This is a genomic window from Photobacterium sp. SP02, from assembly GCF_038519165.1.
Lineage (GTDB): Bacteria > Pseudomonadota > Gammaproteobacteria > Enterobacterales > Vibrionaceae > Photobacterium > Photobacterium halotolerans.
The window spans coordinates 107175-123490 of the sequence record NZ_JASJOJ010000004.1; the positions used below are offsets into that span (position 1 = coordinate 107175).

Annotated in this window: 15 protein-coding genes; 12 read left to right on the forward strand and 3 right to left on the reverse strand. The window is 52.2% G+C overall.

Features of this window, described 5'->3' with window-relative positions; genetic code table 11:
* The first annotated feature begins 94 nt into the window (after positions 1–94).
* From dsbC to P0Y67_RS03160, 6 genes are all read left to right on the forward strand, one after another.
* A complete protein-coding gene (dsbC, locus tag P0Y67_RS03135) occupies positions 95–817 on the forward strand; it encodes a bifunctional protein-disulfide isomerase/oxidoreductase DsbC (RefSeq protein ID WP_027253110.1) in 723 nt (240 codons plus the stop codon).
* Positions 818–1008: 191 nt separating this feature from the next.
* Positions 1009–2736, forward strand: coding sequence for a single-stranded-DNA-specific exonuclease RecJ (gene recJ, locus P0Y67_RS03140; RefSeq protein WP_342390712.1), 1728 nt, complete (start codon positions 1009–1011; stop codon positions 2734–2736).
* Between the two features lie 175 nt (positions 2737–2911).
* Positions 2912–4010 (forward strand): peptide chain release factor 2 gene (gene prfB / locus P0Y67_RS03145; protein ID WP_155804900.1). Its coding sequence is split into 2 segments (ribosomal slippage): positions 2912–2986 and positions 2988–4010, totalling 1098 coding nucleotides; the frame shifts between segments, so codons are not numbered across the junction.
* A gap of 31 nt (positions 4011–4041) precedes the next feature.
* On the forward strand, positions 4042–5544 hold the full coding sequence (lysS, locus tag P0Y67_RS03150; RefSeq protein WP_342390713.1) for a lysine--tRNA ligase: 1503 nt from the start codon (positions 4042–4044) through the stop codon (positions 5542–5544).
* A 216-nt stretch (positions 5545–5760) separates the two neighbouring features.
* On the forward strand, positions 5761–6168 hold the full coding sequence (locus P0Y67_RS03155; RefSeq protein WP_342390714.1) for a hypothetical protein: 408 nt from the start codon (positions 5761–5763) through the stop codon (positions 6166–6168).
* 194 nt (positions 6169–6362) lie between these two features.
* Positions 6363–7691: a sigma-54-dependent transcriptional regulator gene (locus tag P0Y67_RS03160; protein ID WP_342390715.1), complete on the forward strand. Its 1329-nt coding sequence runs from the start codon at positions 6363–6365 to the stop codon at positions 7689–7691.
* A 5-nt stretch (positions 7692–7696) separates the two neighbouring features.
* Here P0Y67_RS03160 and P0Y67_RS03165 read toward each other — a convergent pair whose 3' ends face one another.
* A complete protein-coding gene (locus P0Y67_RS03165) occupies positions 7697–8122 on the reverse strand; it encodes a PACE efflux transporter (protein ID WP_342390716.1) in 426 nt (141 codons plus the stop codon).
* 107 nt (positions 8123–8229) lie between these two features.
* On the opposite strand from P0Y67_RS03165, the gene P0Y67_RS03170 reads away from it, so the two are divergent.
* Positions 8230–9111, forward strand: coding sequence for a LysR family transcriptional regulator (locus P0Y67_RS03170; protein ID WP_342390717.1), 882 nt, complete (start codon positions 8230–8232; stop codon positions 9109–9111).
* A gap of 434 nt (positions 9112–9545) precedes the next feature.
* A complete protein-coding gene (locus tag P0Y67_RS03175; protein ID WP_192015556.1) occupies positions 9546–9791 on the forward strand; it encodes a hypothetical protein in 246 nt (81 codons plus the stop codon).
* A 94-nt stretch (positions 9792–9885) separates the two neighbouring features.
* Here the strand turns inward: P0Y67_RS03175 and P0Y67_RS03180 are convergent, their stop codons facing one another.
* Positions 9886–10920: an NADP(H)-dependent aldo-keto reductase gene (locus P0Y67_RS03180; protein ID WP_342390718.1), complete on the reverse strand. Its 1035-nt coding sequence runs from the start codon at positions 10918–10920 to the stop codon at positions 9886–9888.
* A gap of 164 nt (positions 10921–11084) precedes the next feature.
* Here P0Y67_RS03180 and P0Y67_RS03185 point away from each other — a divergent pair, with 164 nt between their 5' ends.
* Complete coding sequence (locus P0Y67_RS03185; protein WP_342390719.1) at positions 11085–11387, forward strand: DUF6482 family protein; 303 nt, start codon at positions 11085–11087, stop codon at positions 11385–11387.
* A gap of 12 nt (positions 11388–11399) precedes the next feature.
* Here the strand turns inward: P0Y67_RS03185 and mutH are convergent, their stop codons facing one another.
* Positions 11400–12080, reverse strand: coding sequence for a DNA mismatch repair endonuclease MutH (gene mutH / locus P0Y67_RS03190; RefSeq protein WP_342390720.1), 681 nt, complete (start codon positions 12078–12080; stop codon positions 11400–11402).
* Between the two features lie 634 nt (positions 12081–12714).
* On the opposite strand from mutH, the gene rppH reads away from it, so the two are divergent.
* Genes rppH through P0Y67_RS03205 form a run of 3 tightly spaced genes read left to right on the forward strand, consistent with a single transcriptional unit; the run spans position 12715 to position 16308 of the window.
* Positions 12715–13236, forward strand: coding sequence for an RNA pyrophosphohydrolase (gene rppH, locus P0Y67_RS03195; protein WP_027253098.1), 522 nt, complete (start codon positions 12715–12717; stop codon positions 13234–13236).
* A gap of 19 nt (positions 13237–13255) precedes the next feature.
* A complete protein-coding gene (gene ptsP / locus P0Y67_RS03200; RefSeq protein WP_342390721.1) occupies positions 13256–15511 on the forward strand; it encodes a phosphoenolpyruvate--protein phosphotransferase in 2256 nt (751 codons plus the stop codon).
* On the forward strand, positions 15508–16308 hold the full coding sequence (locus P0Y67_RS03205) for a sulfite exporter TauE/SafE family protein (RefSeq protein ID WP_342390722.1): 801 nt from the start codon (positions 15508–15510) through the stop codon (positions 16306–16308). Before ptsP ends, P0Y67_RS03205 begins: the two co-directional genes overlap by 4 nt.
* Positions 16309–16316: the final 8 nt, after the last annotated feature.

Consider the following 16316-nt stretch of genomic DNA (forward strand, 5'->3'; position numbering starts at 1 on the left):
GATTGAACTTTGAAAGATGGCCATACTCAAAGGGTCTGTATAGTATTCACAGGGACTATCCCTGAATTGCCAACGATTTGTTAAGGATGTTTTCATGCCATTTTCCCGCCGTCCCCTGCTTGTGGCACTGGCTGCGCTCACGGCTTTTTCTGCCAGTGCAGAACCTGATGCCCGTGCCATTGAAGCCACGTTGAATCCGCTGGGCCTGACTGCAGCGTCAGTGACGCCATCACCGCTCAAGGGTATGAACGAGGTGGTGACCGAGCGCGGTATTATTTATATGTCTGATGACGGTCAGTATTTTGTTGCCGGTCACCTGTATCAGTCAGTGGACGGTGAGCCTGTCAATCTGACTGAACAGAAAATGGCCTCGATCAACAAAGACAAGCTCAAAGGCATGGAAGGCGAAATGATCGTCTATCCGGCCAAAGAGGAAAAATACGTGGTGACTGTCTTTACCGATACCAGCTGTGGCTATTGCCGTAAACTGCACAGTGAAATGCAGGCCTACAACGATGCCGGTATCACTATCCGTTATCTGGCTTTCCCGCGCGGTGGTGAGCGTTCGCAGAATTTCGGCGAGATGAGCGCTATCTGGGCATCGAAAAACCGGGCGCAGGCCATGGATGACGCCAAGAAAGGCAAGCTGAATATTGAGCAAAGTCCGCATAATGACTCGCTGGTGATGAAGCATTATCAGCTGGGTGTGGCCATGGGCGTGACAGGTACGCCTGCGCTGGTACTGGAAGACGGGACTATGCTGCCTGGCTATCAACCGGCTAGCCGGCTGCTGCAATTTCTCAACAGCCGCAGTTAATTATTGCCTCTGCTGACCAACAGCCCGCAGCGCTTGCGGGCTGTTGCGTTTTCAGCATCCGGCTGAGCCGTTTGAGTGATTTGGCTTGTGAGCCCGGTGCTGGATTGGCCTGTTCGGGTACCCGCCGCTGCGGTTTTTTGATATAACACCTTCTCATTTTCCCCATCTGCCAATCGCCATTAAGTAGTCTAATGAAAATCGAAATCAAGCGTCGTCCTGAAGCGGATACCTCAGGTTTTTCCTCTGAGATCCACCCTCTGCTGAAGCGTATTTATGCCAGCCGGGGGCTGCGCTCTGACACAGATCTGGAGCGGGGCGCCAAGGGGCTGCACAGTTATGACCAACTTAATGGGATTGATGCTGCCGTCAATTTGCTGATTGATGCATTGCGAGAACACAAGCGCATTATTGTGGTGGGCGATTTCGATGCCGATGGCGCCACCAGCTCAGCGCTCTCGGTTCTGGCGCTGCGCCAGTTAGGTTGCCGCAATGTCGATTATCTGGTGCCGAACCGTTTTGATGATGGCTATGGCCTGAGCCCGGAAGTCGCTGAACAGGCCGCTGCCCGTGGTGCGGAAATCATCATGACGGTGGATAACGGTGTCTCGTCGGTGGCTGGGGTTGCCGCGGCGAAAGAAAAAGGCATCCGGGTGCTGGTGACCGATCACCACTTGCCGGGGGATGTCCTGCCAGCCGCCGATGCTATCGTCAATCCGAATCTGCACAGCTGTGACTTTCCGTCCAAAGCCCTGTGCGGGGTGGGGGTGGCTTTCTATCTGATGCTGGCACTGCGGGCGGCGTTGCGTCAGCAGAACTGGTTTACCGAGCAGGGGATCCCTGAACCCAACTTAGCCGGGTTATTAGATTTGGTGGCCCTGGGCACAGTGGCCGATGTGGTCGCACTGGATGGTAATAACCGGATTCTGGTGCATCAGGGCCTGCAGCGCATTCGCGCCGGGCAATGCCGGCCGGGGATTAAGGCGCTGATCGAAGTGGCCAACCGTGACCCGTCCCGGCTGGTGGCCAGCGATCTGGGTTTCGCGCTGGGCCCGCGCATCAATGCTGCCGGTCGTCTGGATGATATGTCTTTTGGCGTTGAGCTGCTGTTGTGCGAGGACATTCAGTCGGCGCGGCGAATGGCGGTCGAGCTGGACGGCCTCAATCAGACACGCAAAGAAATCGAACAGGGCATGAAAGAAGAGGCGCTGGCGATTTGCGAGCGTTTAAAATTTAGCCAAAAAGACATGCCTTACGGGCTGGCGCTGTATCAGGCGGACTGGCATCAAGGGGTTATCGGCATTCTGGCGTCGCGGATCAAAGAGTTGTACCACCGCCCTGTGATTGCCTTTGCCGCGGCGGGCGAGGGCGAAATCAAAGGGTCCTGCCGGTCGATACCCGGCCTGCATATGCGTGATGTGCTGGATCTGATCGATACCCGCAACCCGGGGATGATCCTCAAATTTGGCGGTCACGCCATGGCCGCAGGATTGACGCTCGCCGCCGATAAGTTTGAGGCATTCAGCAAAGCCTTCGATCAGGCGGTGCGGGATGAGCTGGATGAGTCTGCCCTGCGCGGTATCTTGCTGACCGACGGTGAGCTTGCAGCGCAGGAGATGACGATGGACACGGCCGAGCTGATACGCGGTGCCGGTCCCTGGGGGCAGCAGTTCCCGGAACCGAGCTTTGATGGCCGCTTCCGCTTGCTGCAGCAGCGTCTGGTCGGCAGCAAGCACCTGAAAATGATGCTGGAGCCTGTCGATGGCGGCAGCATGATAGATGCCATTGCATTCAATATTGATGTCCGGCGCTGGCCGGATGCCTCGGTACAACAGGTCAACCTGGTGTATCGTCTGGATATCAATGAGTTTCGGGGCAATCGTAGCGTTCAGCTGATGGTTGAGTACCTCGAGGCGGTATAATCTGTGCAACGGTGAAGCGCCTGCTTCACCGTTTTTCTTTTGTCCGAAAATCCATGCTGTCAATATTGCGAGCGATATTTTGGATAAGTTTTGTGATCCTCTGTTTATTCCTGCCGCAATTCGCTAGAATCCTCCGGTTATGTCCGTTTCGGCGAAAAGGCTAAGAAGAGTGGCAATGTTCGAAGTTAATCCTATTAAAAACCGTCTTGAGGATGTGTCTGCACGGACCGACATCCTTAGGGGGTACCTTTGACTACGATGCTAAAAAAGAGCGTCTTGAAGAAGTCAACGCAGAATTAGAGCAACCTGATGTCTGGAATGAGCCAGAGCGTGCTCAGGCATTAGGTAAAGAGCGTGCAGCGCTTGAAGCTGTGGTGGAAACCATCGACCAGCTGGATCAGGGCGTTGAAGACGTCGAAGGTCTGCTTGAGCTGGCGATCGAAGAAAGCGATCAGGAAACCTTTGACGAGATCGGTCCTGAACTGGACGAGCTGGTCAACAAGCTGGAACAGCTTGAATTCCGTCGTATGTTTGCCGGCGATCACGATAGCGCAGATTGCTATGTCGACCTGCAGGCCGGTTCCGGTGGCACAGAGGCACAAGACTGGACTTCCATGATGCTGCGCATGTACCTGCGCTGGGCTGAGGCCAAGGGCTTCAAAACAGAAGTGATTGAAGTCTCTGAAGGCGATGTGGCCGGGCTGAAATCCGCCACGGTGAAGATCAGCGGTGAGTACGCTTACGGCTGGCTGCGCACTGAAACCGGTGTTCACCGTCTGGTGCGCAAGTCGCCGTTCGATTCTGGCGGCCGCCGTCATACGTCTTTTGCCTCGGCTTTCGTGTATCCGGAAGTGGATGACAATATTGCTGTTGATATTAATCCGTCTGATTTGCGGATTGATGTCTACCGTGCCTCAGGCGCGGGTGGTCAGCACGTTAACACCACGGAATCTGCGGTACGTATTACTCACGTACCGACCAACACTGTGGTGCAGTGTCAGAATGACCGTTCTCAGCATAAGAACAAAGATCAGGCGATGAAACAGCTGAAAGCTAAGCTGTTTGAACTGGAAATGCAAAAGCAGAACGCCGAGAAACAGGCGAATGAAGATGCGAAGTCTGATATTGGCTGGGGCAGCCAAATCCGCTCTTATGTGCTGGATGATTCCCGAATCAAAGATCTGCGTACCGGTGTCGAGAACCGCAATACCCAGGCGGTGCTGGACGGAGACCTGGACCGCTTCATCGAAGCTAGTCTGAAATCCGGTCTTTAATACCGGCCCCGAACTGTTGTTAAGGTTAACCATGACTGAACAAGTACAAGACGAAAACAAACTGATTGCAGAGCGTCGCGCGAAACTGGAACACATTCGTCAGGATTGCAAAGCAAACGGCCACCCGAACGATTTCCGCCGCGATAGCCTGGCTGCTGATCTGCAGGCCACCTTTGGTGATAAAACCAAAGAAGAGCTGGAAGAAGCCAACAACATTGTGGCGATTGCCGGTCGTATCATGGCCAAGCGTGGTCCATTCCTGGCGATCCAGGATGTCTCCGGCCGTATTCAGGCTTATGCGTCCAAAGATGTACAGAAAGAGCTGAAAGAAAAATATTCAGGTCTCGACATTGGCGACATCATAGGTGTGAAAGGGGCTTTGCATAAGTCCGGCAAGGGTGATCTGTACGTCAACTTTGACGAGTATCAACTGCTGACCAAAGCACTGCGTCCGTTACCTGAAAAATTTCATGGTCTGACTGACCAGGAACAGCGTTACCGCCAGCGTTATGTGGATCTGATCGTTAACGAAGATTCGCGCAATACTATGCTGATGCGCTCCAAAGTGGTTAATGCGATTCGCCAGTTCATGACTACGAAAGGGTTCATGGAAGTGGAAACGCCTATGATGCACGTGATTCCTGGCGGCGCGACTGCGCGTCCGTTTATCACCCATCACAACGCGCTCGATATTGATATGTACCTGCGTGTTGCGCCTGAGCTGTACCTCAAGCGTCTGGTGGTCGGTGGTTTTGAGCGTGTATTCGAAATCAACCGTAACTTCCGTAACGAAGGTCTGTCGCCGCGCCATAACCCAGAATTCACTATGATGGAATTCTATATGGCGTATGCGGATTACCGTGATCTGATGGATCTGACCGAAGACATGCTGAGCTCTATTGCGCAGGACCTGTGCGGTGCTACCGGTCTGCCATATGGCGATGAAGTGATTGAATTTAAAGGTCCATATCCGCGTCTGAGCATGCTGGACGCCATCAAGCAATACAACCCGAACCATGACACCATTCAGACCCTGACCTATGAGCAGGTGCAGGATCGTGATCTGATGGTGGGTATCGCGAAATCGCTGCACATCCAGGTTGAACCTTTCTGGACCTGTGGTCAGCTGCTGGAAGAAATCTTTGGTGAAACGGCCGAGCCTAAACTGCTGCAGCCAACCTTCATCACTGAATATCCTGCTGATATTTCACCGCTGGCGCGCCGTAATGATGATAATCCGTTCATTACCGACCGTTTTGAGTTCTTCATTGGTGGCCGTGAAGTGGCCAACGGCTTCTCGGAGCTGAACGATGCAGAAGATCAGGACCAGCGCTTCAAAGCCCAGGTGGATGCCAAAGATGCCGGTGATGATGAAGCCATGTTCTACGATGCTGATTACATTACAGCGCTGGAACACGGTCTGCCACCGACGGCGGGTCAGGGGATTGGTATCGACCGTCTGGTGATGCTGTTTACCAACAGCCATACCATTCGTGACGTAATCCTGTTCCCGGCCATGCGGCCGCAGAACTGATGCGCTGAGACACAGCATCTCTCTAAGCCACTTCAGCAGAAGTGGCTTTTTTTATGCCTTCAAAGCGACAACGGTGCGCGAAGTCGTACCGCTGGCTGAAAGGTAAAATGTATTTCAGCGACATTTAACATTTTTTGTTATCCGCTATAGATGAATTTATGAGTAAAGTGTCATAATTCAGCCTTTGTGGTGATGTGAACAACGTTAGGCTGATAAATGAAAAAAACGATCATTCCTGCTTTTGGCGCCATGGTGCTCAGTGGTTGTGCAGCAATGGCACTGACTCAACCGCCGACCGACTTTGTCGGTTCGTTGCCTGAAGAGTGGAAACAAGAATTCACTAAGTTTAATGATTTACCTCCTGAGGGAGATCGGGGCGAAGTGCGCCAGTACCACTTTGACAGTGAGCGCTCGCTGTTAACTATTATTCGCCAGTTACGCAGCACACGGTGGAACTGGCAGCTGGATGCGTCAAAAGTGAAGCCTGCTCTGGTTGATGTCGCGTGTGAGAATTTTGGTGATGCCATTGCCATGGGGCTGGGGGTACGCTTTTGGTACACAGGCGCCGGCGGCTTTGTCAGCGAACCTGTGACGAACGAAGCCTGTATGGCAAAAAAATCCTAATCTCCGGTTTTTAAACCTTATCCTCTTGAAGCCCTTCTGAAAATATCGCCTGTTTTGTTTATTACAGGTGATATTTTTGTTATCTGGCGATCCTGTCTCTTATACTTGTTGAATACTGTTTTGCATTTTTATGATCAGAAGCACTGTAGCAGTGTGCTCTGAATGGTGCAGCTACCGGTGAAATGGGTGAGCGAATGGGAATGGATGCGCGCAAGGATATCTGGCACGGTGAACTGGTGTTGCTCGGGGGACACACTATCCCCTGGCTGAATGCGTTGAAGCAGGCCGGATGGATTTGTCATCATTGTCACGATCTGCGGGCAGCAGAAACTTTATTACTCGAAACCGGCCCTTGCCTGGGGGTGGTTGATCTGAGCCATGATGACTTCAGTCTGCAGGCGATTGCCAGTCTGGTAAACCGCCATAAGCAGGTACGATGGCTGGCCCTGGTCAGAGACGAACAGCTCAGCATCGAATCTGTCTGCCAGTTTATCGTCAGTTTCTGTATTGATTATTTTACCTCGCCGATTCCTGAATCCCAGTTGCTGAAAACTTTAGGCCACCAGCGCGGTATGCTGACACTGGAACGCAAAGTCTGGCCCAAACTCGGTCACTTCGGCCAGCAGGGACTCCAGGGCAATACACCTGTCATGAAAAAGCTGCTGCAGCACGTGAAACGCCTGGCGGCGGCGGACATGCCGGTCTTGATTCAGGGGGAGATAGGCACAGGCAAGGAAATGGTCGCTGAGGCCATTTTTCAGGCTTCAACCCGCGCCAAAGGGCGTTTTGTTACTGTGAATTGCTCAAGTATCGGCCAGAGCTGGGCAGTGAAGGGCACCGAGTCTGAGTGCTGTTTTGAGGCGGCCAGAGACGGTGTGCTGTTTCTCAATGAAGTCACCTCATTACCTCAGGATCGCCAGCAAGAGCTGGTTCAGTGGCTGCAGGACGGGCGCTTTACCAAGGAAAACGGCTCTGAGGTCTGTGCCGAGCCCAGGCTGATCGCTGCGACACATTATCCGCTTGATACTTTAGTCAGTGAAGGGCGGCTGAGCAAAGCGCTTTTCTACCGGCTGAATGTGCTTAGCCTGACGGTACCGCCTCTGCGTGAGCGCGGAGACGACTTACTGATGCTGGCCGATGCAATGTTACTCAAGTATGCCCGCCAGTATAACTGCGGAGTGAAAGCATTTTCTGACAATGCCAGACAGGCGATAGTCACCTATAACTGGCCGGGTAATGTACAGGAGCTGATTGGACGTATAAAACGGGCTGTGCTGCTGACCGAGCAGAAGAATATTGAGGCCGATCATCTTGAGTTGCCAAGGCAGGCCGATGATAAGCAGAGCCTGAAAAAAATCCGGGAAGAATCAGAACGCAGCGCCTTGTTAAGTGTACTGGAGAATAACCGGGGGCAGATTTCAGCGGCGGCCCGTGAGCTTGGCGTATCCCGCGCCACTATGTACCGGCTGCTCAACAAACATGACTTGATCCCGCCACCGCGGGATCTGAGCCAGAATTCTTAACCATGTCAGGCCGTCTGTGTTGCCGGTAATGGAAACACTTTGTCGTAGGTCAGGTTATAAACATAAGCGTAAATCAGATAGAAGATCACCAGGCCAATATCCATCACCAGCGCCTGCCATAAACCGATCTCCAGCCACCAGGCCATGATGGGCAGCGTCAGCCACAACAAACAGAGCTCAAAGCCCAGCGCATGCACAATTCGTTGTTTGGTGCTTTTGTGCACATGGCCGGCGTACTTCAGCATGGCTCTATCAAACCACAGGTTATAGACATAGTTCCAGACGGTGGCAATAACTGAGAACACAATGCCCAACAGACCAATTTTGGCCATGTCGAAGCCAAATCCCTGACTCAGCACCAGGGTGATGAGCACCAGCGCAATCAGTTCAAAACCAACGGCATGACGAATTCTGTCCCAATGCGTACGCATACTCTTAGCCTCTTAGTGAAAAACGGAACCGGGAGATATACTAAGTTAAATACAGATAGATAAAAGTTAGTTACTATCGTAATAACAGATAGATTAAGGGTTTTAAGTTGGATTTCTCTCTTGAACAGCTCAGGGCATTTGTCACCGCGGCGGAAACGGGGTCGTTTTCGGCTGCAGCCCGTAAGCTGGGTAAAGCGCAGTCGGTTATCAGCACCGCCATCGCTAATCTGGAAACGGATTTCGATCTGGCACTGTTTGATCGCAGCGGTAAATGGCCGGTGCTGACGCCTAATGGTGAAGCCTTACTGGTCAAAGCCAGACGGGTGCTGGCACAGTGCGGGGAGCTGCAAGTGGCTGCCGACAGTTTTCAGCAGGGGGTGGAGCCCAAGTTGACCCTGGTGGTGGAATCCATGGCGATGATCCCGGCACTGGCCGATACCTTGCAGCAGTTTGAATCCGGCTTTCCGTTCGTTGAGGTGGAAATTCTGACTGTGGGTATGGGGGATGTGGTGAAACTGCTCAATGAAGGCCGGGCACAGCTGGCGCTGATGGTGCAGTTGTCTTTCCTGCATCCTGATATCGCTGTCCATGGCCTGGGACAGGTTGATGTCTGGTGTGTGGCGGCCAGCAATCATCCACTGGCGGCACTGAAAACAGTGGACTGGCCGGATCTCAGACAATACCGGCAGGTATTACTGACAGGCCGCTATGGTCAGGACAGTGAAGAATGGCGGGTATCTGATGCTATCTGGCGTACTGAGCATATTCTGTCTGCACTGGAACTGGTTCAGCGGGGTATCGGCTGGACAGTATTGCCCGCTGACATGGTCAGAGACAGAGTGCGGGCCGGGCAGATCGTCAGACTGGAACCTGCCTTTGAGGCACAGGCATGGAAGCAACCGATAGATCTGGCATGGAGCAGCCAGCATGCTTTAGGCCAGGCGGGCAGAGCGTTGCTGGCTATGATGAAAACCATGAAACTGTCCTGACCGAAACCGGAAAGCTGAATGGCATCTGTACGGCGAAAGAGGAATACGCTGATATTTTAGGCTAAAGACAGCAATCTGTCTGGCTTGAGCCATCGCCTTGTGCATTCGGTGGAGTATTTCCCTTTTTATTCTGTGATGCAAAATAACTTCTTGTTTTTGATGCACTATCAGGCAAAAATAACACTCATATCACATCATTCTATCTTATAACCAGGAGGAACACACAATGAGCACATTCAATACTAAATGTCTGCGTCCTGCTGGTGTTAAGGATCACACTTCCCATCAGCACTAAGATCATCGATCTTAGTTACTTTTTACAGTAATACACTCTGTAAATGGGCCGCGGATACGTCTGTCGCGGCTAGTATGTTGTCAGCCTGAAAACGGTCGTATCTGCGTCCCTCCATTTTATCAACCTGGAGAGCACACTTATGCGCCAATCAGTCTATTTACGTTTTGCTGTTTTACTTATCCGTCTTGATTTACACCGTGAAGAAGAAGCATGGCGTCGCGAGCACCGACGTATGCAGGTTCATCTGCCACATTTATCGCCACATATTCTCAAAGATATGGGCATCGACAAAGACCTGCGTGTGGATTCAGCCCTGGTCAGTCTGCGAGTCAGCCGTAAAACACGTCATCTGAGGCGAGCGTTGAGGTGGCGAAGTCTGACGTAATCTCAGGCCTTACTCTGCGGAGTAAGGTCTGAAAAACACTGACAGCCCCCACTTAGATGGGGGCTTTTTTTCAGCTTGGAAAAATAAAATAGTATTAAGGACAAGGATTTGAGTAGGTGATACCGACTTGTTCTAAGTCTGCCAGAACGTCTGCACTGAGTTCCACCGACAGGCTGTCGATGTTGGCTTCAAGCTGAGACAGGCTGGTTGCGCCAATCAGGGTTGAGGCATTAAACGGCTGCTGGTTAACAAAGGCCAGAGCCATTTGCGCCGGATCCAGACCGTGTTTTCTTGCCACTTTGACATAGGCTTCCGTGGCCGCCACACCTTGCGGCGTGAAATAACGGACAAAGCGCTCAAACAGCGAACAGCGGGCACCGTCGGGTTTTTTGCCATTGAGGTATTTACCGCTCAGGGTGCCGAAGGCCATCGGAGAATAAGCCAGTAATTTGACCCCTTCATAATGGCTGATTTCAGCCAGACCCACTTCAAAGCTGCGGTTGAGCAGGTTATAGGGGTTCTGAATGGTCACCACCCGCGGCAGGTCGTGTTTCTCTGCCAGTCGCAGGAAAGACATCACCCCCCATGGGGTCTCGTTAGACAAGCCGATGTAGCGAATTTTGCCTGCCCGCACCAGCTCGGCCAGTGCTTCAAGCGAATCTGTCAGGGTGACACCGGTGTTGGTATCGGGATAAGGGTAGTTGAGCTTGCCAAAGCAATTGGTTTCTCGCTGAGGCCAGTGCAACTGATACAGATCGATATAGTCTGTTTGCAATCTTTCCAGGCTGTTTTCAACGGCTTCGTGAATATTTCGCCAGTCGAGTGCCATATTGTCACGGATGTGGGGGACATTACGGGGGCCGGCAACTTTGGTCGCCAGAATCACTTGGTCGCGTTTGCCCGATTTCTTCAGCCAGCTGCCGATATAGGCTTCGGTCAGCCCCTGTGTGTCAGCTTTCGGCGGCACCGGATACATTTCAGCAGTATCAATCAGGTTGATACCGCGCTCCAGCGCAAAATCGAGTTGGCTGTGTGCCTCGGCTTCAGTATTTTGCTCGCCAAAGGTCATGGTACCCAGGCCGATCTGGCTCACTTCAAGGTTTGAATGGGGGATCTTATGGTATTTCATTTGCCCTCCTTGGACCGCAAATTCTCCCTGACTATAACCTAGGAAAGGGTTACTGAGAAGCCGCAGTAAAATGAAGCAGTTATCCCAAAGGCTGCACGGTCAAACCTTGCTGATAAGCGAATGTTCGCACATAGTTAAAGCAGTTCCTTTGAAAAGGTGTGATCATGAAACTGTCCCAATTCAAGCACTGGGTAAAGTCACCCGGAGAAGAAATTCCTAAGTGCGTACTGACCAGCTATGCCGGTCGGGCAGACTATCTGATGGAAGTTGAATATAAACATCATCTTGAGCCATTAAAGGATGATGATGACAACATGCTGCATTTTCAGACCATGGAGCAGGTGCGGGATTTTCTGCGGCCGCTTGGGATCAAGTCGATCACATTAAGGACGATTGATCCTCATGATGAATTCTCACTGGATGGTAAACCTGAGTGTTGCCAGGATGACATGACGATCAATGTATAGCCCGCTCTGTTATCAGAGCATAAAGTGGCGTTTGAGCAGTTCGGCGGTGAACTGGGTTTTGAGATAAAAGCCCCGGGGCAAGGTTTTGATCGGGTGACCGTCTGCGCCGTAAGCATCGGTCTGCACTCTGCTGTTGGCGGCTTTGGGCCTCAGCTGCAGGACTTCGCCGTGACGGGCCGTAATCTGCTCCACTTTACCCAGCACTATCAGTTCCATCAGCTCTTCCCAGTCCTGGCGTAACCGGGCTTCTTCGTCGGCAGATGGACTCCACAACAGAGGAGAGCCGACATGGCGTGCAGCAAGCGGAATTTCACGCTCCCCTTCAACAGGGATCCACAGGACCCTGGCGAGCTTGTGCCGGATATGGCTGTTTTCCCAGTTTACGCCCTGCAAGCCAATCAGAGGGGCAACACAGACAAAGGTGGTTTCCAGCGGTTTGCCCAGATGGCTGATGGGGATAGTTTTGAGTTCAATGCCCAAATTGGCGAAATCAGGGACGGGCTGGCTGCCTGCCGTTGCCCCCAGATGCCATTCCAGCAACTGGCCCACCCAGCCTTTATCCCGGCGTAAATCCGGTGGGGTGATTTGTCCTGCCTGCTCAGCCAGCTCGCCCAGGGTACAGCCGGCCAGCGCCTGTGCCCGGCTGAGGAGTTCTGATTCTGAGGTCGGAGCGGGTCGTCTGGAGATCGTCATTAGGATGAGTAACTTTTCGAAAACTTGGCCATGTATTTTAACACAGTTGAGACGCTGTGCAGGTGAATGACTATCCGCTTGATCAGGTTGTTTGTGTTGGATCCTGGGATGAAGATATCCACAGGTACTTTTTTGAACAATGTGAATATTGTATGAGCTGGACGTATCTACAGGGTTTTGCGCAGTATTTAAACGCTTTTGCGGTGCTTATTTAACCGTTAATTATCGAGGGGTGTGGATAAAGCCAAGGGTGGTTGATCTTTAACCAGTCGCAATGATCCTCTGGAAACCGGTTGAGGCTTTAGCTGTATTTTAAGTTGGTTGTTGTTTTAAGTATTTGAATTTAAGTTATTTGTTGTTTTTTCTGTACTGGGGTGGCAATTGTTTGGATCCTGCTTTATTGTTGATTAAATGGACAATAGAAGAGCTTCTACACACAACTATCCACAGAAAGCGTGAATAAATGTGGGAGAGGTCTCATTTCTTTGTTTATAACCTCTGAATTCCTCTTAAGTTATCCATAAAGTGAGTGCTAGGTAGGAAAAAACAGTGATTGATGACAATGAATGTTTACCCTGAGGCTAATTCTGTGAAAAAATCACTGTTAATTGATATTTTTACTTGAGGTCGTCCAGTGATTGATGGCGATGGATATCGCCCTAATGTGGGGATAGTTATCTGTAACAGCCATGGCCAGGTATTTTGGGCTCGACGATATGGACAACACTCTTGGCAGTTTCCACAAGGCGGTATTGATGAAGGGGAAACCCCGGAACAGGCCATGTACCGTGAACTGTATGAGGAAGTGGGTCTCACCAGAAAAGACGTTAGGATTCTGGCATCCAGCCGTCATTGGCTGCGATACAAATTACCTAAACGTCTGGTAAGGTGGGATTCCAAACCAGTTTGTATCGGACAAAAGCAAAAATGGTTTTTGCTGAGTCTGGAATGCGATGAGTCTAAGGTGAACATGCAGCGTGGCAGTACACCGGAGTTCGATGGCTGGCGTTGGGTCAGCTACTGGTATCCGGTTCGTCAGGTTGTGTCCTTTAAACGGGACGTTTATCGCCGGGCGCTGAAAGAGTTCGCGGCGATGGCGATGCCTTTCAAGGAGCGCAAGGAACGCAAGTTAAAACGTAAACACAAGCGGAGTTAACCTAGGGAAAGTAACGCTTATGCTGACCCAGCTAAGAGAAATTGTAGAGAAAGTGGCCAGTGCTCCGACATTACTCGAGGCGCTGGATCTGCTGGTCGTCAGTATTTGCCAGGCAATGAAGACTGAGTGCTGCTCAGTCTACATTGTTCATGAACACCGCAAGCAATATATGCTCATGGCTACCCAGGGGCTGACCAAGCCTTCTTATCAGGTCGGGCTTGGCTTTGATGAAGGTCTGGTCGGTCTGGTTGGCCGTCAGGCTGAACCTGTCAATGTGGCCGATGCGCGCCAGCATCCTAACTTCAAACATATCCCGGGCACCAACGAAGAAACCTTCCGCTCCTTTTTCGGCACCCCCATTATCCATCAGCGCAAAGTCCTTGGCGTATTGGTGATCCAGCAACGCGATATGCGTGAATTCACTGAAAGCGAAGAATCTTTCATGGTCACGCTGGCCGCACAGCTGGCGGTGATTCTGGCGCATGCCAAAGCGCAGGGGATGTGGCCCGGCCATCGTGACGGACTGCATTTAACCGGTTCGGCGGCCTCAACCGGGGTTGCCATCGCCAAAGCCTGGTGGGATGACAACCAGCCCCGGCTGGAAGCCGTATCACCTGCCTCCTGTCTGGACAGAGAGTTTGAACAGGAACGCCTGAGCATTGCCATTGAGATGGCGAGTAATGAGTTTCGCCGGTTGCGAAAACGCTTTGACAGCGAGCTGCACAAAGACACTCTGGCGATTTTTGATCTGTTCAGCCACCTGCTCAATGATCCCATGCTGCGTAAGGATCTGTTTGCCAAAGTCGCTGGCGGCGATCAGGCCGAATGGGCCGTCAGGCAGACAGTGGAGGCCTACTCGGTTCGCTTTGCCAATATGAAGGATGACTACCTGCGCGAACGGTCGCACGATATTCGCGAACTTGGCCAGCGCCTGCTGTTTTTCCTTCATAACGAAGAGGGAGTCGAGCACCAGTGGGATGCCCCTATCGTCCTGCTGACCCGTGAGCTGACCGCCGCCATGCTGGCCAGTATTCCGCGAGATAAACTGGCTGCTGTGGTGGCTCAGGAAGGTGCCGCCAACTCCCACGCGGCGATTCTTTCCCGGGCGCTGGGCATTCCTGCCATCATGGGCGTCGATTTTGTCCCGGAAAAAGTGCACAACGCTCTGGTGGTGGTCGACGGTTATCGCGGCGATCTGCTCATTGAACCCAACCGGCAGATTCTGGCCGAATACAAGCGGTTACTGAAAGAAGAAAATGAGCTGACGGCTCTGGTAGAACAAGATCTGGATAAAGCGGCGGAAACGGAAGATCAGGAAAGGATCTATCTGTATCTGAATGCCGGATTAAGTGCTGACACCAATATTGCTGTCAACAAAGGGGTCGATGGTGTCGGTCTGTACCGCACCGAAGTGCCATTTTTACTGCAGCGCAGTTTTCCGTCGGAAGAGGAACAGGCGGCTCAGTACCGCTCGATACTGGCCTCTTACCCGGGTAAATCTGTGGTCATGCGTACCTTGGACATAGGCGGCGATAAACCGTTGCCTTATCTGACCATTGAAGAAGATAATCCTTTCCTTGGCTGGCGCGGTATCCGTTTTACCCTGGATCATCCTGAAATTTTCCTTATTCAGGTCAGGGCCATGCTCAAGGCCAGTATTGGCCTTGATAACATGGACATACTCTTGCCTATGATTTCCGGCATTCCTGAGCTGGATGAATCCAAAGCATTGATTGAACGTGCTTTTAATGAAGTGTCTGTGTACGCTGCCAGCAAAGGACAAGTGCTCAAGCGACCCAGACTGGGCATTATGATCGAAGTCCCGTCGATCTTATATCAGCTGCCGGCCCTGAAAGGGCGGGTCGACTTTATTTCGGTAGGCAGCAACGACTTAACGCAATATTTATTAGCTGTCGACAGGAACAATTCTCGTGTTGCCAGTGTCTATGATACTTTCCATCCGGCAGTCATTCAGGCACTGAAGCACATTCAGGATACCAGCCATGCGTTATCAATCCCGGTGAGCGTGTGTGGCGAACTGGCTGGTGACCCTCTCGGCGCCTTACTCTTGGTTGGAATGGGATACCGCTCTTTAAGTATGAATACCCGCAACGTTGCCAAAATTAAATATGTCCTTCGTCATGCCAGTCTGGCCGATATGACGCAACTCGCCGATAAGGCGTTACAGGCGACCTTCGGCCATGATGTCAGGCAAATGGCAACAGAGTTTGTCGAACAACGCGGTATGGGCGGCTTCATCCGGGCAGGTAAATGATGCCGGATATGGTATGGCTGCTCCTGATGTGTCTGGGGCTGGGGGCTGTGGTCGGCCTGCTGGCAGGTTTGCTGGGGATTGGCGGGGGATTATTAATTGTCCCCGCGTTAGTCTGGATGTTACCCCAAACCGGGATCGAATCTGGGGTCGTCATGCATATTGCGCTGGCGACCTCGCTGGCCTGTATTGTGCTGACGTCCGGCTCTTCGGCGCGCAGCCATTTGCGGCTGGGGAATGTGGATGTCTCTTTGGTCAGGTTGCTCGCACCGGGTATGGTGCTGGGGGGCATTGCCGGGAGTGCTGTGGCCGAGTGGGTGCCTGCGGATTGGCTGCCCAGGATATTTGCTGGTATTGTGCTTTTACTGGCGCTGCAAATGCTGCTCTCATTGAAAGTCACAGGGCGTCATCCTATTCCGGGTCGGGTTGCGATCGCCGGCAGTGGCAGTGTGATTGGCCTGGTGGCCAGTTTAGCGGGAATCGGTGGCGGTTCGCTGATCGTACCTTATCTGAGCTGGTATGGCGTCGAAATGCGTCGTTCTATCGGGACAGCCGCTTTTTGCGGGTCCATTATTGCCATCGCGGGCATGGCCGGGTTTATTGTGGCGGGCAGCGGTGATGACAGCCTGCCGCCTTACAGCCTGGGTTATGTCTATCTGCCGGCACTGTTGGGGGTGGTTTGCACCTCTGTGCTGACCACCCGATATGGCGCGCGTATGGTCAGTCGCTTACCGACTCCGACACTGAAAAAAATCTTTGCCATCTTTTTGTTATTTGTGGGTGGTAAAATGTTGTTTTAACTCGGGTC